This window comes from Nocardia pseudobrasiliensis NBRC 108224, assembly GCF_001613105.1.
Classification (GTDB): domain Bacteria; phylum Actinomycetota; class Actinomycetes; order Mycobacteriales; family Mycobacteriaceae; genus Nocardia; species Nocardia pseudobrasiliensis.
In genome coordinates this window covers 57,083-76,401 of sequence record NZ_BDBS01000003.1, presented here as the reverse complement: position 1 = coordinate 76,401, position 19,319 = coordinate 57,083, and the positions used below count along the sequence as shown (strand labels likewise).

Here is a 19,319-nt window from a genome sequence, read left to right as displayed (position 1 = left end):
CGACGGTGCTCGGTGGCGAAATGTCTTGTGAACGACCGATTTGTCGACATTCTGTAGGGGTCGGCGCGGCCTTTCGTAGAGTATGGGATTCGAAAGAAGGGCAGCCGGTAGACTACGAAATCCATAGGTATCGAGGCGAAAATACGCGGATTTCGTTGTACGGTCGTCGCATGAGTGACCCCGCAGCGCCACGTTCCGCACCCGTGCTCGACGACATCGCCCGCCAGATCATCGCCCAGTTGCAGGAGGATGGCCGCCGCCCCTACGCGACCATCGGCAAGGCCGTCGGACTGTCCGAGGCCGCGGTCCGCCAGCGGGTGCAGCGACTGTCGGATGCGGGGGTCATCCAGATCGTGGCGGTTTCGGATCCCCTGCAGGTGGGGCTGTTTCGCCAGGCCATGGTCGCGATCACCGTGGACGGACCGCTGCGGCCGGTATCCGACGCGCTCGCGGCGATGGACGAGATCACCTATGTCGTGGAGTGCGCGGGCCGCTACGACGTGCTGTGCGAGGCGGTGTGCGGTGACGATCACGCGCTGCTGGATCTGGTGTCCAACCGGCTGCGCACGCTGCCGGGGGTGGCGCGGGCCGAGATCATGATGTACCTCGAATTGCGCAAGCAGACCTATCAGTGGGGTGCGCGATAGGCGGCTACGAAATCCGTAGCAAGTGCGGTGAGCGGCCGTGTTTTTCGCGGCCGAAGGTCCGAACGGGCCACGGATTCTGTTGCATGCCGGGAAGTTCGTGTGGCATAACCGAGGCGTCCGTCCGTCTCGAGGAGCCCCGCATGACCGCGATCGCCGACAGCCATACCCCGACCAGCCCGGATGCCGCCCGGGTGGTCCGCGACAATCTGTTCCTGCACTTCACCTCGCATACCGGCATGACCGGTGACGACGTCCCGGTGATCGTGCGGGGCGAGGGCGCCTACATCTGGGATTCGCACGGCCGCCGCTATCTCGACGGCCTGGCGGGACTGTTCGCGGTGCAGGTCGGCCACGGCCGCGAGGAGCTGGCCCAGGCCGCGGCGCGTCAGACCCGGGAGCTCGCCTACTTCCCGCTGTGGGGTTACGCGCATCCGACCGCGATCGATCTGGCCGAGCGACTCGCCATCGCCGCGCCGGGGGATCTGAACCGGGTGTTCTTCACCGTCAGTGGCGGTGAATCCGTCGAGACCGCATGGAAACTCGTGCGGCAGTACTTCAAGGCCACCGGAAAACCGACCAAACACAAGGTGATCAGCCGCTCGATGGCCTATCACGGCACCTCGATGGGCGCGCTGTCCATCACCGGAATTCCCGCCGCCAAGGCCGATTTCGAGCCACTGGTGCCCAGCGCGCTGCGCGTGCCGCATACCAACTTCTACCGCGCCACCGAACACGCCGACGATTACGACGCCTACGGGCGCTGGGCCGCGGACCGGATCGAGGAGGCGATCCTGTTCGAGGGTGCGGAAACCGTTGCGGCGGTATTCCTGGAACCGGTGCAGAACACCGGCGGCTGTTTCGTCCCGCCGCCCGGCTACTTCCAGCGGGTGCGCGAGATCTGTGATCGACACGATGTGCTGCTGGTGTCCGACGAGGTGATCTGCGCGTTCGGTCGGCTCGGATACGACTTCGGCGCAAAGCGTTTCGGCTACCAGCCCGATATCATCACCACCGCCAAGGGGCTGACCTCCGGCTACGCGCCGCTGGGAGCGGTGCTGATCAGCGATCGCGTCATGGAACCGTTCCGCGACGGGCAGACCTTCCTGCACGGGTCGACCTACGGCGGGCATCCGGTGTCGTGCGCGGTGGCGCTGGCGAATCTGGACATCGTCGAGCGGGAGGGACTCTACGATCACGTGCGCGCCAACGAACAGGCGTTCCGCGCGACGCTCGAGAAGCTCTACGATCTGCCGATCGTCGGGGATGTGCGCGGAACCGGCTACTTTTACGCGGTGGAACTGGTCAAGGACAAGGCGACCAAGGAGCGGTTCACCGACGCCGAGGCCACCCGCATTCTGAAAGGCCATGTCTCCCAGGCGCTTTTCGAGGCCGGGCTGCACTGCCGCGCCGACGATCGAGCCGAGCCGGTGATCCAGCTCGCGCCGCCGCTGATCTGCGACCAGACCCAGTTCGACGAGATGGAACAGGCGCTGCGCCATGCCCTCACCACCGCGTGGGCGCTGATCTGAGCTCCCCGCGGCCGCCCCGGTCGGGCTAGCCTTACCGATTGTCGGAAGGGTGGGGAGTGATGAATTCGATGCACAGCCAGGGCGAGCCGGGGACGTTCTCGACGCGCGACGGTCGCGAGCTGTTCTATATGCATCGCGTCGGCGGTGCGCCCGGGGCGCCCATGGTGGTGTTCGAGGGCGGTATGGCCTGTAGCAGGTCCTATTGGGCTCCGGTGCAGGTCGCGCTGGGTGCTCGGGCGGCGTCGGTGGTGTACGACCGCTGTGGGCTGGGACGCAGTGCGCCCGATCCGGTTTCGCGCGCCCTGAGCCGGGTCGTGGCGGATCAGGGGGAGCTGCTCGAACATCTCACGCGGCGATTCGACCCGCCCGGCTTCCTGCTGGTCGGGCACAGCTGGGGCGGGGCGATCGTGCGTGCGGCCACCACGGGTCCTGCGGCACAGCGTATTTCGGGTGCGGTCCTGATCGAACCGACCGATGAGGCGTGCGACGCACTGTTCACCCCGGCCATGCGCCGCGCGGAGCGAATCGGACAGTTCGGCAGCAGCCTGCTGGCGCGGATCGGCGTGCTGCACCTGGCATTTCGCGATCTGCTCGCGGCCATGCCCGCCGACGCCCGCGCCGATATGCGGGCCGAGGGCTTCACCCCGGCCGCCATGCGCACCCGCGGCGCGGAGATCGAAACCCTGATCGATGATCTGTACGCGCTGCGCGGGGTCGAGCGGCCGGTACCCGATATCCCGGTGACGATCGTCTCCGGCGCGCGCACGTCGGCGGGAATGGGAACCGAGATCCGCGCGGCCGCCAATGCGACCAATACGGCCCGGTCCGCGACCTACCCGCGTGGTCGCCATGTGCTCGCGCTGAACTCCGGACACGCGGTTCCGGTCACCGAACCGGACCTGGTCGCGGCGGAGATCGTTCGGGTGATAGGGGTTTGCTGTGAATAAGCGGTGACTCGTCTGGGAACTCGGTGCAAGTGGCTTCCTGTTTTTAGCCGTGGTAAGAGAATTGTCATGTCATGGCCAACCACCGTTCACCCGACGACGAGCCGGAAGACCGCGAACATGGTCATCGGCCGGTGACGCGCGGAATCGCGGGGCCCGCTGCTCCGGCCGTCCGGGCCGCCGACGAGACGGTCGCCCCGGGCCGGCGCGACGCCTATCGCGAGGATCTCGACGGTTTGCGGGGCCTGGCCATCGCGCTGGTCGTGGTGTTCCACGTGTGGATGGGCCGGGTCTCCGGCGGTGTCGACGTCTTTCTCGTACTGTCCGGTTTCTTCTTCACCGGACTGGTGCTGCGCCGGGCCGATACCGGTGCGGTCGGGGTGGGCGCGACCCTGCGGCGCACCGCGCGGCGGTTGCTGCCCGCGCTGGTCGTGGTGCTGGCGGCGGTGGTCGCGGCCGCGCTGATCCTGCGGCCGTATACCCAGTGGGCCGAGCTCGCGGGGCAGACGCTGGCCTCGCTGTTCTACTACCAGAACTGGCATCTGGCGATGACGTGGTCGGACTATCTGGCCGCCGATCCGTCGGTCAGTCCACTGCAGCACCTGTGGTCGATGTCGGTGCAGGGGCAGTTCTATCTGTGCGCGCTGCTGGCGGTGACCGCGGTCGCGTGGGTGTGCCGCCGGATCGGGCGGCCGGACCGAGTCCGAGTCGCGGTCGGTGTGATCGTGGCGGTCGCGGCGGTCGCGTCGTTTCTGTACGCCGCGCACGGCACGGCCGATCATCAGGGCTGGAACTACTACGACACCTTCGCGCGCGGCTGGGAGCTGCTCGCGGGCGCGGCGCTCGCGGCGGCCGTGGCGGTGGTCGCGCCGCCACGGCCGGTGCGCATCGCGCTGGCGTGGGTCGGGCTCGCGGGCGTGGTGCTGTGCGGCTGGCTGATCGTCGACGGCGTCAACCACTTCCCTGGTCCGTGGGCCCTGCTGCCGGTGTGCGCGGCATCGGCGATGATCGTGTCGGGCAATCGGCTCGCCGCGGATCGACGGCCCTGGCCCAATCGACTGCTTTCGAGCCGATCCGTGCGATGGCTCGGCGATATCGCCTATCCGCTGTATCTGTGGCACTGGCCGATCCTGATCTTCTATCTCGCCGAGCGCGGGCGGCCGCATGCCGGACTCGCCGGTGGGCTGGCCATCGTCGCGGTCTCGGTCCTCCTGGCGTGGGCGACCCATCGCTGGATCGAGGAGCCGCTGCGCGGGCGGGTCCGCCCGCGGGTGGATCCCGGTATGCCCCGGCGGTATACGCGCGCGGCGGGCTTCGCGGTCTCCGGTGTCGCGGTGGCCGTGGTCCTCACCACCGGGGCGTGGCAGTTGGTCGTGGTGCATTTGAATTCGGCCCAGGCGGCCGGGGTGCTCGATCCGACGCTGTATCCGGGCGCGGAGGCGCTCGTTGCCGGAGCGCCCACCCCGCATGTGCGGATGCGGCCGACCGTCCTCGAGGCCCCGGCCGAACTGCCGCCGCCGACCGTCGACGGCTGTATCGCCGACTGGGACACCCGCGACGTGGTGACCTGCACCTACGGCGATCAGCATGCCGCGCGCACACTCGCCGTGGTCGGCAATTCCCATGCCGAGCACTGGGTTCCGGCGCTGCAGGCGCTCGCGGCGCGGCATTCGTTCAAGATCCGCGTCTATCTGAAGATGGGCTGCCCGCTCACGCTGTCCGACGATGTGTCCTACAAGGGCCAGGCCAATCCCGACTGCCGCGACTGGTCGCGGGAGGTGATCGATCTGCTCGGCGCGGATCGGCCGGACTGGGTGTTCACCACCGGCACCCGCCCGCGCGACGATATCGGCGACGAGACGCCCGCCGAATATCTCGACGTGTGGTCGGCGCTGGCCGAACACGGCCTGAACACGATCGTCATCCGCGACACCCCGTGGCTGCGGCGCGACGGGGTGCGCTACAAGGCGACCGACTGCCTGGCCGCGGGCGGCAACCGGATCAGCTGCGGGATGGCCCGCGGTGATGCCCTCGACCCGGTGAATCCCGAACTCGATCCGGCCGCGCGGTATCCGAATGTGTTCCCGATCGATCTCTCCGACGCGGTGTGCGAGCCGACGGTCTGCCCGGTGGTCGAGGGCAATATCCTCATCTACCACGACGAACACCATTTCACCGCCAGCTATTCGCATTCGCTGGCCGGTGCGCTCGGTCGGCAATTGCAGCCGCTGCTGCACTGGTGGTGAGCGTTTCGTCACGTGTTCATCGCTCGGACGGACTGCGGTGACCCGAGGCGGCCGGATCAGTAGTAGCGTGTCGGCGACGTGACCACTGACGATGGAGGTGCCCGCGGGTGTTCGGTAGAACCCGAGGCCGATTACGCGGCGCCGCCGTAGCCCTGGCGCTGGGTGCTGCCATCGCCGCGGCAGGTTCGATTGCGGTGCAGCCCGTATCGCCCGCGGTCGTGGCCGTGGATACCGGATCCGCCGCGGGCCGGCCGGTGCGCATCCAGTACCGCGAGGCCGCGGACACCTTCGGCGATCTGTATCTGCCGTCGAGCGGAACGGGTCCGTATCCGGTGGTCGTGCTGGTCCACGGGGGCGGCTGGTCACAGAACCGCGATCTGTCCCAATTCGATCGGCAGGCGAAACTGCTTGTCGGACACGGTATCGCGGTCTGGAATGTGGAGTATCGGCGGGTGAACGGCGCGGGCGGGTGGCCGACCACGCTGACCGATGTCGGCGACGCGGTGCACGCTCTGGGCGGCGTGGTGCAGTGGCGTTCGGGAAATCGCCTGGACCTGAGCCGAGTTCATCTGGCCGGACATTCCGCGGGCGGACAGCTCGCGGCCTGGGTGGCCGGACGTCCGGTCGACGGCATCCGGATCCGGAGTCTCACCGTGCTGGCCGCGGTGCTCGATCCCGCGCTCGCGGCGACCGCCGGCCGCGATCTGTTCGTGCAGCGCCTGCTGGGCGGCCCGCCCGCGGAGGTGCCCGATCGCTATCGGTTCGCCTCGCCGATGGACAATCTCCCGTCCGGACTCGCGATCACCGCGGTGCACGGCGATCGCGACCATGTGGTCGCCGCCGAGCAGAGCCGCCGCTACATCGCGGCCGCGCAGGCCCGCAATACCGCCGAACTGCGGATCCTGCCGGGCGTCGGACACGCCGAGTTCGTCGATCCGGATTCCTCGGCGTGGGCCGCGGCCGAGAGCGCGATACTCGACCACGTCGCCCGGTTGTCATGACCGCGCGGCCGTGAGGCGGCGTCGGCCGAGCAGTCCCAGCACCGGTTCCACAATGCGCGCGGCGATCGGTCCGAGTACGGCCATCAGCAGCACGTAGGTGGTGGCCAGGGCCGCGAATTCGGCCGGGACCGCTCCGGCGGCGACGGCCAGTCCCGCGATGACGATGGAGAATTCGCCGTGCGCGACCAGCGCCGCGCCCGTGCGAGCGCGCCCGTAGCGGGAGGCCCCGGCGCGTTTGGCGGCCCACCAACCGGTGGCCAGCTTGGCGAGCGTGGTCACCACCGCCAGGGCGATAGCCCAGCCCAGCACGGGCGGAATACTGCGCGGATCGGTGCTCAGTCCGAACAGCACGAAAAACAACGCGGCGAACAGATCGCGCAGCGGTTCGAGCAGTTTGGTGGCATTGTGCGCGGTGGTGTCGGAGATCGCGATACCCAGCAGGAACGCGCCGACCGCGGCCGAAACCTGTAGGGAGGAGGCCACTCCCGCGACCAGCAGCGCCGCACCGAGCAGCTTCAGCAGGAAGATCTCCCGCACCTCGCTGTCGACGATCATCGAGACATACCGCCCGTAGCGCAGCGCCACCACCAGCACGATCGTCACCGCGGCCAGGGCGATGCCGAGGGTCTTCAGCCCGGCGAGGAAGCCGACCCCGGCCAGGACCGCGGTGAGTACGGGCAGATACGCGGCCATCACCAGATCCTCGAACACCAGGATCGACAGGATCGTCGGCGTCTCCCGGTTGCCGAGGCGCCCGAGATCGCCGAGCACCTTCGCGACAATGCCCGAGGAGGAGATATAGGTGACCCCGGCCATCGCCACCGCGCCGGTCATACCCCAGCCCAGCCACAGCGCCACCACGATGCCCGGCGTCGCGTTGAGTACGAGATCCACCACCCCGGCGGCCCAGGACTTACGCATGCCGTTCACCAATTCGCTTGCGCTGTACTCCAATCCGAGCAGCAGCAGAAGCAGGACCACGCCGATCTCACTGGCCAGGTGGATGAAGTCGTCGACATAGCCGAGCTGGATCAGCCCGCCCTGTCCGAACACCAGCCCGCCGATGAGATACAGCGGAATCGGCGACATGCCCACCCGCTCGGCCAGTCGACCCAGTAAACCCAGACCGAAAAATACCGCGCCCAGCTGAATCAGCGCGAGCGCGGTTTCGTGTGCAACCATTCGTTCTCAGCCATCCGTCACATCGTGGCGGCGGCATCGAGGCCCTCCGCCGTACCAACAACAACCAATGTTCGTGTGCGCGTGCGCATCTCGATGGGCAGCGGAATCTGTCCCGTCGCCTCGGGAATGCCGCAATGGCTGACGCCGCCGACCGAATGCGGTGCGGCGGAACGGAACTCGATCTATACCCGGCGGGACCAGGGAGAGAGGTATGGCATCGACGAATGTGCGAAACGCATGTATGCCACGGGCGCCTCCTTCCGGTTCGACTCACCTTGCGCCCGTAATGATTCCGTAAAGACTTGGATATGGCAAACCAGCGCGATGGTCGCGCGTGCTAAAAGCGCCGCTCGAGTGGGCATTCGGTAGCGGATGTATTGCCAAATGGAAGTGACGTGGCTTACGCTCGGGCATCCGTCGCGTGAGGTGGTGACTCGATGAAAGACGGCCACCCGATCGCCCGAACCTGGTGGCGCGACCGGATCGACTACGACTGGCTGGTCGACACGCTGCGGTCGCACGAAGCGCTCGGCACGCTGAAAAGAGTGCTCGCGGGTGCGGGCCTGGTGATGCTGGTGATCACCGTGGTTGCCGCATTGTCGCCATCGGGGCAGACCGGCGCGATCGGCCTGACACAGGCGGGCATCGTGGCCTCGGTCGCCGTGCTGTGGACGCTGCGGTGGTGGCTGCTGCCCTGGCCGAGTGAGATCGAGTCACTGATCTGGGTGGCGCTCGCCGATGTCGCCATCACCGCCAACAATATTCTGGTGCAGGACCGTCTGCTCGGTGCGATGGGTAGCGCGCTGCTGGTGACCACCGGCGGCTACGTGACGATCTTCCACGGACCGCGCTATCTGCTACTGCATGTCGGCTGGTCGCTGCTGTCGATCGTGCTGCTGTCGATCATGCTGGTGCGCGGGAACGGCCACGGCGCGGGGGATATCGGCCTGGGCATCGTGGTGGTGCTGGTCTCGTTCGTGGTCGACGGCTTCGTCCTGCCGCTGGTGCAATTCTGTCACTGGATCCTGCGCCGCGACGCGCTGTCCGATCCGCTGACCGGGCTGATGAATCGGCGTGGGCTGGACTACTACCTACCCCGCTTCCCGCGAAATCGCCGGGGCGGCATGTACATCGCGACCGTCGACCTGGACCGCTTCAAGGCCGTCAACGACACCTACGGCCACGCCTTCGGCGACGAGGTGCTGATCCGCACCGCGCGGCGGCTGCGCTCGGTGGCCGATCCGAACGCCCTCGTCGTGCGCGCGGGCGGTGAGGAGTTCGTGATCGTCGGGCATCTGCGCGACCGCGGCGACAATGTGGGGGAGCGGTTGCGCGGTGCGATCGAGACCATGCCGGATCTGCCGGTCACCGTGACCGCGAGCGTCGGTATCGCGGTGTCGGACGGATGCGAACCCGCGTGCTGCGAACTGCTGCATCTGTCCGACACCGCGATGTACGCCGCCAAACGCGGCGGCGGCAATGCCGTGGTGGTGGCCGGGGATCTCGTACCGATCAGGCGGTGAGCGAGGAACCGCGGCGCGCGGCCGCGCCATAGCGCTCGCGCGCCTGCGCCGGGGTCACCGTCGCCGGATTCTCCGGCACGCCCGCCTCGACGTGTTCGGCGTAGAGCCGGGCGGTCATCGGGCCGATGGCCGAGCGCAGCACGGCCTGCTTCAGCCGATCCCCGCTCAATGTCGCGACGGCCGCGCGCACGGCCGGACGCATCGCGGCGTCGACGATCGCGGGCTGATCGAAGCCGCCGACCTCCCGCATCCACTTCGGCAGCGTCGCGATGACCGCGGGGGCGATCAGGCGGCTGCCGGTCCAGAGCTTCAGACCCTTGTCCCACGGCGTGCGCAGCAGATAGTGCATGCCCTGATGCGCGCGGGGGGAGTTGCACAGCCGGGGCTTCACCTCGGCGAAGTATTCGCGCACCTCGGCCCGCGAGCGCGGCACGTCGGACTGCTTACAGGTCTGCAGTTCGGCGGCGATCACGCACTCCTCCCAGTACCGCTGCTCCTCGGCCGGGCTCAGCGGTCCGGGTCCGTACATCTCGTAGCACTTGAGCACGCTGTGCCAGCCGGTCACGTGGATCCACAGTTGGGAGTCGGGATTGTTGGCGCTGTAACGCTTTCCGGTGATGGGCTCGATGCCGGTCGCCTTGGCGTGCACCTTCATCAGATGCTCCGAGGCCTCGATCGCCATGCGGCTGTCGGCCACCGCGGCGATGAGGAAGTAGGCGAAGGTGTGGTCGAGTCGCCCGCGCGGATCGGAGTAGATGCCCCCGACATCGGCGACCGCCGCGGTGAGATCGGGATCGAAGTGTTCCAGCACCACCGACCGCTGGAAACCCAGCAGGGCCGTGGGCGCGGTCCAGATCTGCCAGGTCGGGGAATCGGGTCCGAAGAACCCGTAGTCCACCTCGCGGATTCTGCGGGCCGGCGCCTGGAATTGCGGGCGCGAGGCTGCTGATGTCATCGCGGTGCTCCTTTGCACGACGGTTGCCACCGGTGTTCCTTCACCAGCGTAGCATTTCTGTGACGGTGCGTACCAGACAGTCTGTTCAGGGGTTCATGGCGTAACGGCCCGCCTGATCGCGCACCTGGCGCACGACCTGTTCGAACCGCGTCGCATCGGCCACCGGGCGGCGCACCAGATCCAGCGCGCGTCGCCGCTGGGTCGGGGTGGCCGCGGGTTTGGCGTGCAATGTCGTTGCGTGCCCGGAGAATTCGCGGACGAACAGATCGAAGATCTGATCCAGCAGGAAGGTCTCGGCATCCTCGAGCTCGGCCTGTTCGAGGATGAGCTGGGCATAGGGCACCAGGGTGAACAGCTCGCCCAGGGCGAACAGGAAATCCACATCCCGCTGCTGCGCCTCGGTCGGCGGACCGGTCACCAGCAGCGTTTGCAGCGCCCGGACCTGATCGGCGAAGACGGCCACATTCGGAATGTGGGCGAACCGGTCGAAGATCGGCCGCCAGTCGGCGAATCGGATTCGGCCCAGGCCGCTGGTCGGGCCCTGGCGGAACAGGAATTCGTCGTCGGCCGCGTCGCGCCGGGTCGGCACGAAATCGTAGGCGGCACGGTCGAATTCGGCGCGCAGCTGCGGAATCGCGCGCAGCGCCGGACGCAGGCGTCGGCTGCCGAGGCCCGCCGCGGCCGCGCGTACCGCGCGCTGTGGGGCCGCGCCGGGCAGATAGCGCAGCGCCGCCAGGCCCGAGTCGGCCGGATGAAACAGGTAGCCCGCCATGAATTTCAGCGACAGCGCCATGTTCACATGCACCGTGCCCTCCAGGCGCGGCAACCCGAACAGGCCGATCATCGCCATCGGAAAGTACATGTCGTTCTCGAAGCCGCGCGCGGCGACCACATCCGCGAGGGCCTCCACGATTCGCTGGCCCTGCCGGGTGACGGTCATCTTCTCGATGGCGTTGAAAAGCAGGTACCGCCGGTCGTTCTCGTGCGCCGAACGCATGTAGTCGATCGCGCGCTCGCTGTAGAGCCGCATGGCGACCAGTCGCGCGTAGGAGTCGGCGAGCAGCGCGCGCACCTGTGGGAATTCGGTGACATTGTGGCCGAACAGGATTCGGTTCTCGGCGTGGCCGACCGCCTCGTGGAAGATGTGCTCGCACGCGCCGATCGCGCCGAAGCCGAGATTGAACTTGCCGACATTGACGGTGTTCATCGCCGCGTCGAAGGCGGCGCGGCCGGTGTGCAGGATGTCCTCGGGGGCGACCGGATAATCCTCGAGATCGAAGGCGGCGACGTACATCTGGGAGTCGACGACATTCTTGCGCAGCCGGTAGTCGCGGTGGCGGCTGTCGGCGGCGAAGAACAGGTAGCCGTCGAATTCACTGTCGTCCATGCGGCGATCGAAATCGGCGCTGTCGATGACCGGCCGGTCGGCGCGGCGACCGAAGACCGAAACCATGGCGGCCGCATTGCCATTGCCGATGTAGTACTTGCCGCCGGTGGCGGTGAAGGTGTCGTCCGCGCCGGGGGTGAGCACCATATCGGTGGAGTAGATATCGGCCCCGTGGGCCTGTTCGGACAGTCCGAAGGCGAATATCTCGCCCGAATCCAGCAGTGCCGCAGCGCGTTTGCGCGCCGCGGTATTGGAGCTCTGCCAGATCGGGCCGAGGCCGAGGATGGTGACCTGCCATACGTACCAGTAGGACATCCCGTAGAAGCCGAGGATCTTGCTCATCATGGCGATGCGCGCGGTATCCCAGCGTTTGTCCGGATCGCCCGCGGCCTCGGCCGCGGGGGTCAGGAAGGTGGCGAAGACGCGCTCGCGCTTGACGAAGTCGAGGAACTCCGCGTACCAGACCCGATCCCGGTCCTGCTGCTTGAGCCAGGCCTTGCCGTGGGCTTCGAAGAAGTCGACCGTGGCGCGCAGCAGCCTCCGGGTCTCGGCGTCGAATTCGGCGAACTCGCAGGTCTTCGGGTTGAACAGGCCGGTCACCGACAACTCCTCGAATCGAAGGCCGGGCACTGCGCCGGGCCAGTTCCTTCACCAACGTAGCATTATCATGCAACAGTGAAGGAACTGGCGGAATGCTGGAGCCGCAATTCAACCCGCAAGTATCATCGGGCGAATGGCGTCCAAGGTGACAGGTGCGCACAGGCTCATGCCGGAACCGACCGGAGACGCCCGCGCCGATCGGTGGCGCGAGCATCGCGCGGCGGTGCGCGCGGAGGTGGTCGAATCGACCCTGCGCGCGATCGATGAGCTGGGTCCGGATCTGTCGATCGACGATATCGTCAAGGCCGCCGGGGTCACCCGCCCCAAGCTGTACCGGTTCTTCGCCGATAAGGATCAGCTGTTCGAGGCCGTGCGGCAGCGGGTGCAGGATCTGCTCATCGAGCGGATGGTGCCGTTGTTCCCGATGTCGGGCACCGTGGAGGAGTCCATTCGCGCCGCGCTGACGGCGTATGTGACTCTGGTCGCCGAACATCCGAATCTGTTCCGATTCCTGGTCGGATCCCAGTTCGGCGAGGGCCATTCCGCCATGACGCTGCTGGAAGGCGGTCGGGGACTGTCGGATTCGGGGGCGGCGCTGCTCTCGATGCTGCTGCGCTCGCGCGGCGGCGACGGGGACAATATCGAATACGTCGTCGACGGCACGCTCGGCGCGGTCGGGCTCGCGGTACTGCGCTGGCTGAACTCGCCCACGATCGATCAGGAGGCGCTGGTCACCGAGCTGACCACCTTCGTCTGGGGTGCGTTCTCGGCGGTCGCCGCGGCGCGCGGGGTCGCGTTGCGCCTCGACGAGCGGGTCGGCCCTCAGGACTTCGGCCCGTAATCGGTGACCTGCCAGGCGCCGTCGTGGCGGGCGATGGTGACCGACAGCAGATTCGGTACGGTCGCCGGATCGGGCTGCTGCACGTTCTGGGTGCGCTGGGTGGCGAAAACCGTGACCACGTACTGATCCGGGCCGGTCGGCTCGACGGCGGTGCCGAGTACCTGACCGGTCGCCACCACTTGTGCCTGGGTCATGATCGTCGAAAGGGTTTCGCGCACATCGGAATAGCGCTTGTGCAACGTATCGGAGGTATCGCGCTGAACGCCGTCGAAGAAGCCGGGCAGATTGCGGTAGTCGTAGGTCAGCGAGCGCAGCGTGTAGTCCTTGGCGAGCGCGGCGACGTGCTCGCGATCGCCGTTCTGTGCCCGCAGCGCGCTGAGATCGGCCGCGCTGCGGTGCCATTGGTAGGCGAACAAGCCCGCGAGCGCGAGCAGGACGACGGCGAGGGCGAGCAGGGCCGTGCCGCGCGAGGGTCGTCGTCGCGGCGTGGGCGGCGGTGTGGTCTCGGCTTCGGCGGTGATCTCGGTGGTGGACATCTCGACTCCTGATCTATCGAGGCGGTTGGATCGTGATCCGGGCCGGACCGCCCGGGAAGGCCGCCGAGAGGAGATCGACGATCGAACCGGCGTCCACCCGAACGGGTTCGAGCACGGTGGTCGCCGGTTTCAGCACGGTGGCGATATGGGCCAGATCGGGTCCGAGCTCGGACAGGTATTGATCGATCCGGTGCACCAGCGGATCCAGCGGGTCGTCCCAGATCCGTTCGCCCGCATAGGAATAGCCCTGGAAGGCGTCGATCAGCCGCAGGACTTCCGGCAGGCCCCGGCCGATATCGCCGCCGCCGCTCGCGACGGTCGGGCCGTAACCGTTCAGGTTGTCCCCGAGGGTCTGCGCGTTGCGATACAGCCGGGTGAGCTGTTCGCGCCGGTCGCGCAGCAGCCGACCGGTCATCGTCAGAGCCGCTGTCAGATTGCGGATTTCGGCATCGCGGCCGGCGACGCCCGTCGAGACCGTCGCCGCCAGATCGGCGACCTGATTCGGATCGATCCGGCTGTTCAGCGCGTCGATGCGGGCCAGCGCCTCGCTCACGGTGGTGGCCACGCGCACCTGGGCGGCCGGAATCACGCTGCCGTCGCGCAGATACGGTCCCGCGGCCGAATGCGGACGGAAGTCGAGGAACTGCTCCCCGGCCGCCGACAGATTGGCGATGCGCACCTCGCTGTCGGCCGGAATCCGGTAGCGCGCATCCCAACCGAGCCGGATCGCCAATCCGTCGGCGGTGGTCGCGATGGACTCGACCTCCCCGATGCGCAGGCCCCGCAGATCCACCTGGGAAGTCCGCATCAGACCGCCGGAGGAGCCGACCAGAACCGTCACCCTGGTCAGTTCCCGGCGCGGATCCACATGCAGCACACCGACGGTCAGATAGGCGGCGCAGACGAGCGTCATGACCAGCAGCAGGGCCAGGGATACGGGTCCGGACAGCTTCATCGCACCATACCCATCGCGTGCAGGACCTGGATCAGCTCATCGGAGCGGGTGGTCGCGTCGACTCCCGCGCCGGTGGCGAAGAACGGAATCAGCCTGTCGCGCAACAGCTGATCCAGCGCCGCGGTATTGCGCGCGACAGTGATGTCGGCGGTGGCGATGGTGCGCAGCGCGGGCGCGAGCACATCGAGGATCGTGTGCAGATCACCCACCAGCGGCAGGGCCAGCTCTCCGACCAGGTCGGCGAGATCGCGCGAGTCGACGATCAACTGCACGACGCCGAACAACACATCGGCCAGTCCCGCGGCGCGATCGGGCCCCAGCGCCAGGGTGCGGTCCACACCGTCGCGATGCTGGTCCAGCGTTGTGGCCACCGCCGCGGCCCCCGCCAGGATCCGATCGAGATCGCCTGTGCGCGAAGCCATATCGCGCAGCGCCGCGCGCCCGGTGGCCACGATGCGATCCAGATCGGCCGGATCGGTGGGGAAGGCCGAGTCCAGGCTGCGGATCACGTCCTGCAGCTTGCCGACCTGGCCGCCGGTGACGATATTCGACAGCGCGCGCAGGATGTCCTCGACATTGGCGGCGGGCAGGGTGTGGGCCAGGGGAATCGTGTCCCCGTCGCGCAGGAACACCGCCCCGGCGTCGCGCGGCGCGTCGAGCGCGATGTGGATATCGCCGAGGATGGTGCTCTGCCGCAGTTCCGCGGTGGTGCCGACGGGCAGTTGCACATCCGGGCGCAGATCCACGGTGGCGACGGCGATTTCGCCGAGCAGATCGATGTGGTCGAGCATGCCCACATCGACGCCGTCGGCGATCACCTTGGCCCGGTCGGGGAGATTGAGCACCGAGCCGAATTCGATGCGCAAGCGGTAGTGCGGGCCCGACGGATAGGTGCCGGGAATCGGGATGTCGGTGGCGCGAATGCCGCACGCCGACAGCAGCAGCGCCGCGGCGAGGGCGAGCAGGGGCAGCAGGCGTCGGCTCATCGCGCACCGGCCCGGGGCAGTTGAGCGGTCACCGGCGGCAGATGCGCGAGGAGGTCGGCGATATCACCGGCCAGGGGCGTGTAGGCGCGAATCCGGGGGATGGCCTGATCGAGGAAGCCGTAGACCTGCGCGTCGTATTTGCCGACATTGCGGGCGATTACGGGCAGGAACTGCACCGCGAGCTCGACCGCGCGGCCCAGTTCCACGGCGACGCCGTCGATCATGGTCAGGCCGTTGTGCAGATTGTCCAGTAGCGCCCGCATATCCGGCCAGTTGGTGACGAACATGGTGGTGAGGGTGTCGAGATTGTCGACGAGCCGGCGGAAGGTGTCGGCGCGGTCGGCCGGATCGCCGACGAGTTGGGACAGCTGCCGCAGCAGGGCGTTGAACTGTTCGCCGGTGCCGTCGATCGCGCGGTCGGCCGCGGCCAGGGTGCCGCCGATCGCGTTGTCGGAGGGCCCGCCGCTGTCCTGCCCGAGCAGATCACCGGCGAGTTTGCCCAGCGCGTCGAGCGCGTCGCTGATCCCGATCGGCGTGCGGGTGCGTTCGAGTGGAATGCACTGCGCGCCGGGCAGTGTCGGCCCGCCGGTATAGGGTTTGGTCAATTCCACGCGCCGATCGGTGACGATCGAGCTGGACATGGTCACCGCCTCGGCGTCGGCGGGTATCTCGACCGACCGATCCACGCTCAGCGTGAGCCGCATCCGGTCGCCCCGCGCCTCGATATGGGTGACGCGGCCGATCTCGACGCCGAGCATGGTGACGCTGTTGCCCTCGTACAGGCCGACGGTATCGGTGAATTCGGCGCAAATCGTGCGCTGGGCGGGATGGACCCGGTCCAGCCACGGTCGCGCGATCTCGGTGTAGGCCGCGGTCGCGCCCGCCGCGACGGTCGCGACGACCGCGAGCGCGGTGAAAGTCAGTGCGGCCCGGCCCATCAGCACACCTTGCCCTGGTAGGGAATACAGATCACCGGTCCGCCGCCCGGCGCGGTCGGGGCCGCCACGGTCGCGCCGCCCGGTCCGAGCATCTGCGAGATCTTGTCGACGAATTCGCGGATACCGGTCACAACGGTGTCGATCCGGGCGGGATCGGCGAATACCTTCCGCACGATCTGCTCGAACTCGGTGACCGCGGGTTCGATGCTGTCGCCGTAGGCCAGCAGCGGCCGGTGCAGGACGTCGAACAGTCGGCGCAGCAGGTTGAAGGTGCGCACCATATCGGCCTTACGCTGTCCGAGAGTGACCGCCACGACGCCCAATTGGCGTACGAAGTCGGCCAGTACCGCCCGGTCGGCGGCGATCGCCCCGACGTATTCGTCCGAGACCCGCAGCGCCTGGTTCAGCTGCCGGGAGCGGTCGGCGAGGACGCCGGACAGCTCGCCGACATTGTCGAGCAGATTCCGGATCGCGGCCGGTTGTCCGTCGAGCGCGCTGCGCACCTCGGCGACGGTGGCGCGCAGGGTGGCCCCGTCGATATCGGCGAGCTTCGGGGTGGTGGCGTCGACGATATCGTTCAGTTCGAACGGCGTGGTCGTGTGCTCGGGCGGAATATGCTTGCCGCCCAGGGGTTTACCGCCCCTGGGTTGCAGTGACAGGTAGTGTCCACCGATCGGGGTGAGCAGTTTGACCTCCGCGGTGGTCTGGTCGCCGACCCGGACCGAGCGGTCGACGCCGAATCGGATCTCGACGTGGTCGCGGGCCAGCCGCACCGAACGCACCTGTCCCACCTCGATTCCCGCGACGCGCACCTCGTCGCCGGGGCGGGCGTCGCCGGAGATGCGGAAGTCGGCCGTGTAGGTGTGCTCGCCGAAGGGCACCGCGTAGATCACCGCGGCGGCCGCCAGACCGAGCACCGTGATCACCACACCCGCTATGCCCCAGCGCAATTCGCGGATCGCGACGCCGCGATCGGCCAGGAACTCGGCCACCTCCGTGCGCAGTCGCCCGATCATCGGCACACCACCAGGTGTTGATTGGCGAGTACGGCCTGCCCGATATCGGGGATCGCGACCGGACCGGCCGTGCAGGTCAGCGCCGGGGCCTGGCCCACATCGGGTATCGCGCGGTCGAGCCCGGTCAGCAGCGACGGCATGAGCGACAGGATCTCTACGATTTGATCGGTCTGCGGCAGCATGCGACGCAGCAGCGCGTCCAGTGGCGCGTAGCTGTCGTCGTAGGTCGAGCGCAGCTGTTCGAGCAGTGGAATCAGCGGTCCCATGGTGCGATTGGCTTTCTCGACCGAGGTCAGGATCTCGGTGGTGCGGGTGCTGAACTGGCGCAGGATCGCGCCGAGCTGATTCACCAGATCACCCACCGCCGCGGACTTGCCGCCGATCGACTGCGCGACCTCGCCGAGATTGCTGATGAGCACCACGATCACCGCCTCGCTGTCGCGGGCGTGCCGGGTGAGCCGATCGACATCGGCCAGCACCGGCCCGATACCGCTGCCGTCGCCGCGCAGTACCCGTAACAGGTTCTGGCCCAAGCGATTCAGCTGTGCCGTATCGAGGGTGTCGAACAGCGGTTTGAAGCCGTTGAACAGTCTCGACACATCGAAACTCGCGATGGTGCGCTCGACGGGTATGGTGGCGTCCGAGGCGAGCGGGCGGCCCGGTGTCGGGGCCGGAACCAGTTCGATGTAGCGCTGTCCGACCAGATCCTGATAGCGCACCGCGGCCCGGGTGTTGTCGTACAGCGGGCGGGTGCGGTCGACGGTGAACCCCACCCGGGCCAGGGTTCCGTCGAGGCGGACCGAATCCACCGTTCCCACGGCGACTCCCGACATGCGTACGGTATCGCCCGTCGACAGACCCGACACATCGGTGAACAGGGCCTGATATCCGACCCGGTGCGGCGGGACCGGGGTGTGCAGCGCCGAGACCACGAACGCGGCGCAGGCGGCGACCACGGCGACGAAGACCACGAGTTTGGCCGCGGGCGCGGCGACCGCGTTCACCGCGGCCTCCCGATGATGATCGAATCCGCCAGGTAGGGCATGGTTTTCACGATCACCTCGAGCTGTAGTCGAACGCGGCCGTCGATCACCGGGAACGCCTGGCCCATATGTTCGAGCAGTGCCGGGATCCGGTCGTAGGCCGGTGCGACGGTGCCCACCGAGGCCGCGATCGGCACCACCACATCGAGCAGCGTGTCGAGAATCCGGGCGAGGTCGGGGTTGTTGCGCCGCAACAGCGCCGCGATGTCCTGCAGGACGGTCGTGTCGACCCCCTCGAGCGCCTTCTTGGTCCGGGCCCGGTTCGTGGCATCGCCGAAATACGCGCTCTGATCGAGGATTCCGAGAACCGCGTCGACGGCCGGGGGAGTGAAGGCTGCGACGCCGTCGGTGAGGTCGGCGCCGATGTCGAGGTAGTGCGCCACCGGGGCGCGCTGTTCGACGGCGAGCATACGGGCGGTCTCGAACAACGATCGCGCGGTCGGCCCGAGATCGGCGCTGTGCTCGATGAGCAGATCGAACAGCCGTCGCACGGTCTCGGAGTCCAGGACGGTCGTCAGCCGGGCCGCGCGTCGGAAAACGCCAGCGACGGTGGCGTTCTGGGCGTTCTCGCCGATCCGCAGCACGGTGTTCTCGCGCAGCGGCGCGCCCTGACCGGTCGGCACCAGTTCGATGGCCGCGGAGCCGAAGACATTGGAGGAGGCGAACCGGGCCGCCAGCGCGTCGGTGAGCCGACCGGCCTGGCCGCGGTCGAGTTCGAGGACGATGCGCTGATGGCCGTAGCCGACGGTGTCGACGTGGCGGACCGTGCCGATGGCGTAGCCGCGGAACTTCACCTCCGCGCCGGGTGACAGGCCCTCGCCCAGGGTGGCGGCATCGATGGTCAGGGTGAATCGGTCGGCGAATGCGCCGCGCGCGTATTCGCTCACCACGAGCGCGGTCACCACCAGCACGATCGCGATGATCAACCCGCGCAATCGAAGTGACCAGCGCCCCGCCGTGCGGCCGGAGAGATCGATGAACACGCCCATG

Annotated in this window: 17 protein-coding genes; 7 read left to right on the top strand and 10 right to left on the bottom strand. The window is 68.0% G+C overall.

The window, feature by feature from the left end; genetic code table 11:
* Positions 1 to 170 precede the first annotated feature (170 nt).
* The 5 genes from NP4_RS04570 to NP4_RS04550 all read left to right on the top strand — a co-directional run bounded on the left by NP4_RS04570 (position 171) and on the right by NP4_RS04550 (position 6,367).
* Entirely contained in the window at positions 171 to 647 is a 477-nt protein-coding gene (locus NP4_RS04570; protein WP_067992325.1) for an Lrp/AsnC family transcriptional regulator, read from the top strand.
* A 140-nt stretch (positions 648 to 787) separates the two neighbouring features.
* A complete protein-coding gene (locus tag NP4_RS04565; RefSeq protein ID WP_067992322.1) occupies positions 788 to 2,176 on the top strand; it encodes an aspartate aminotransferase family protein in 1,389 nt (462 codons plus the stop codon).
* A 59-nt stretch (positions 2,177 to 2,235) separates the two neighbouring features.
* On the top strand, positions 2,236 to 3,123 hold the full coding sequence (locus NP4_RS04560; protein WP_067992320.1) for an alpha/beta fold hydrolase: 888 nt from the start codon (positions 2,236 to 2,238) through the stop codon (positions 3,121 to 3,123).
* A gap of 71 nt (positions 3,124 to 3,194) precedes the next feature.
* Positions 3,195 to 5,366 carry an acyltransferase family protein gene (locus NP4_RS04555; protein WP_082875525.1) on the top strand — a complete coding sequence of 724 codons (2,172 nt, stop codon included), beginning with the start codon at positions 3,195 to 3,197 and terminating at the stop codon, positions 5,364 to 5,366.
* Between the two features lie 107 nt (positions 5,367 to 5,473).
* On the top strand, positions 5,474 to 6,367 hold the full coding sequence (locus tag NP4_RS04550) for an alpha/beta hydrolase family protein (RefSeq protein WP_245997129.1): 894 nt from the start codon (positions 5,474 to 5,476) through the stop codon (positions 6,365 to 6,367).
* Here the strand turns inward: NP4_RS04550 and NP4_RS04545 are convergent.
* Positions 6,362 to 7,549 carry a cation:proton antiporter gene (locus NP4_RS04545; protein ID WP_067992314.1) on the bottom strand — a complete coding sequence of 396 codons (1,188 nt, stop codon included), beginning with the start codon at positions 7,547 to 7,549 and terminating at the stop codon, positions 6,362 to 6,364. The two genes, NP4_RS04550 and NP4_RS04545, sit on opposite strands and share 6 nt — an antisense overlap.
* Before the next feature lie 437 nt (positions 7,550 to 7,986).
* On the opposite strand from NP4_RS04545, the gene NP4_RS04540 reads away from it, so the two are divergent.
* Positions 7,987 to 9,072 (top strand): GGDEF domain-containing protein, encoded by a 1,086-nt coding sequence (locus NP4_RS04540; RefSeq protein WP_067992312.1) that lies wholly within the window; start codon positions 7,987 to 7,989, stop codon positions 9,070 to 9,072.
* Here NP4_RS04540 and NP4_RS04535 read toward each other — a convergent pair.
* Both NP4_RS04535 and NP4_RS04530 read right to left on the bottom strand, forming a co-directional pair.
* Complete coding sequence (locus NP4_RS04535) at positions 9,062 to 10,027, bottom strand: oxygenase MpaB family protein (RefSeq protein ID WP_067992309.1); 966 nt, start codon at positions 10,025 to 10,027, stop codon at positions 9,062 to 9,064. The genes NP4_RS04540 and NP4_RS04535 overlap by 11 nt on opposite strands.
* An 85-nt stretch (positions 10,028 to 10,112) precedes the next feature.
* Entirely contained in the window at positions 10,113 to 12,014 is a 1,902-nt protein-coding gene (locus NP4_RS04530) for an acyl-CoA dehydrogenase family protein (protein WP_067992545.1), read from the bottom strand.
* A 133-nt stretch (positions 12,015 to 12,147) separates the two neighbouring features.
* Between NP4_RS04530 and NP4_RS04525 the strand changes: the two genes are divergently transcribed.
* Complete coding sequence (locus NP4_RS04525) at positions 12,148 to 12,855, top strand: TetR/AcrR family transcriptional regulator (RefSeq protein WP_067992306.1); 708 nt, start codon at positions 12,148 to 12,150, stop codon at positions 12,853 to 12,855.
* Here NP4_RS04525 and NP4_RS04520 read toward each other — a convergent pair.
* The 7 genes from NP4_RS04520 to NP4_RS04490 are packed head-to-tail and all read right to left on the bottom strand — an operon-like array spanning position 12,837 to position 19,318.
* The gene (locus tag NP4_RS04520; RefSeq protein WP_082875523.1) at positions 12,837 to 13,391 is read right to left on the bottom strand and encodes a hypothetical protein; all 555 of its coding nucleotides are present in this window, start codon (positions 13,389 to 13,391) and stop codon (positions 12,837 to 12,839) included. The genes NP4_RS04525 and NP4_RS04520 overlap by 19 nt on opposite strands.
* 13 nt (positions 13,392 to 13,404) lie before the next feature.
* The gene (locus NP4_RS04515) at positions 13,405 to 14,346 is read right to left on the bottom strand and encodes an MlaD family protein (RefSeq protein WP_067992301.1); all 942 of its coding nucleotides are present in this window, start codon (positions 14,344 to 14,346) and stop codon (positions 13,405 to 13,407) included.
* Positions 14,343 to 15,332: an MlaD family protein gene (locus NP4_RS04510; protein ID WP_067992298.1), complete on the bottom strand. Its 990-nt coding sequence runs from the start codon at positions 15,330 to 15,332 to the stop codon at positions 14,343 to 14,345. The genes NP4_RS04515 and NP4_RS04510 overlap by 4 nt, the downstream gene beginning before the upstream one ends.
* A complete protein-coding gene (locus NP4_RS04505; RefSeq protein WP_147287852.1) occupies positions 15,329 to 16,270 on the bottom strand; it encodes an MCE family protein in 942 nt (313 codons plus the stop codon). Before NP4_RS04505 ends, NP4_RS04510 begins: the two co-directional genes overlap by 4 nt.
* Entirely contained in the window at positions 16,270 to 17,286 is a 1,017-nt protein-coding gene (locus NP4_RS04500) for an MCE family protein (RefSeq protein WP_082875546.1), read from the bottom strand. The genes NP4_RS04505 and NP4_RS04500 overlap by 1 nt, the downstream gene beginning before the upstream one ends.
* Entirely contained in the window at positions 17,283 to 18,290 is a 1,008-nt protein-coding gene (locus tag NP4_RS04495) for an MCE family protein (RefSeq protein ID WP_067992288.1), read from the bottom strand. Before NP4_RS04495 ends, NP4_RS04500 begins: the two co-directional genes overlap by 4 nt.
* Positions 18,287 to 19,318: an MlaD family protein gene (locus NP4_RS04490; RefSeq protein ID WP_067992285.1), complete on the bottom strand. Its 1,032-nt coding sequence runs from the start codon at positions 19,316 to 19,318 to the stop codon at positions 18,287 to 18,289. Before NP4_RS04490 ends, NP4_RS04495 begins: the two co-directional genes overlap by 4 nt.
* Position 19,319 lies beyond the last annotated feature (1 nt).

What these genes read in the sequence shown, in the direction of transcription:
- NP4_RS04570 (WP_067992325.1), top strand. Translation starts at nt 171, where the DNA reads ATGAGTGACCCCGCAGCGCCACGTTCCGCACCCGTGCTCGACGACATC.
- NP4_RS04565 (WP_067992322.1), top strand. Translation starts at nt 788, where the DNA reads ATGACCGCGATCGCCGACAGCCATACCCCGACCAGCCCGGATGCCGCC.
- NP4_RS04560 (WP_067992320.1), top strand. Translation starts at nt 2,236, where the DNA reads ATGAATTCGATGCACAGCCAGGGCGAGCCGGGGACGTTCTCGACGCGC.
- NP4_RS04555 (WP_082875525.1), top strand. Translation starts at nt 3,195, where the DNA reads ATGGCCAACCACCGTTCACCCGACGACGAGCCGGAAGACCGCGAACAT.
- NP4_RS04545 (WP_067992314.1), bottom strand. Translation starts at nt 7,549, where the DNA reads ATGGTTGCACACGAAACCGCGCTCGCGCTGATTCAGCTGGGCGCGGTA.
- NP4_RS04540 (WP_067992312.1), top strand. Translation starts at nt 7,987, where the DNA reads ATGAAAGACGGCCACCCGATCGCCCGAACCTGGTGGCGCGACCGGATC.
- NP4_RS04535 (WP_067992309.1), bottom strand. Translation starts at nt 10,027, where the DNA reads ATGACATCAGCAGCCTCGCGCCCGCAATTCCAGGCGCCGGCCCGCAGA.
- NP4_RS04525 (WP_067992306.1), top strand. Translation starts at nt 12,148, where the DNA reads ATGGCGTCCAAGGTGACAGGTGCGCACAGGCTCATGCCGGAACCGACC.
- NP4_RS04520 (WP_082875523.1), bottom strand. Translation starts at nt 13,391, where the DNA reads ATGTCCACCACCGAGATCACCGCCGAAGCCGAGACCACACCGCCGCCC.
- NP4_RS04515 (WP_067992301.1), bottom strand. Translation starts at nt 14,346, where the DNA reads ATGAAGCTGTCCGGACCCGTATCCCTGGCCCTGCTGCTGGTCATGACG.
- NP4_RS04510 (WP_067992298.1), bottom strand. Translation starts at nt 15,332, where the DNA reads ATGAGCCGACGCCTGCTGCCCCTGCTCGCCCTCGCCGCGGCGCTGCTG.
- NP4_RS04505 (WP_147287852.1), bottom strand. Translation starts at nt 16,270, where the DNA reads ATGGGCCGGGCCGCACTGACTTTCACCGCGCTCGCGGTCGTCGCGACC.
- NP4_RS04500 (WP_082875546.1), bottom strand. Translation starts at nt 17,286, where the DNA reads ATGATCGGGCGACTGCGCACGGAGGTGGCCGAGTTCCTGGCCGATCGC.
- NP4_RS04490 (WP_067992285.1), bottom strand. Translation starts at nt 19,318, where the DNA reads ATGGGCGTGTTCATCGATCTCTCCGGCCGCACGGCGGGGCGCTGGTCA.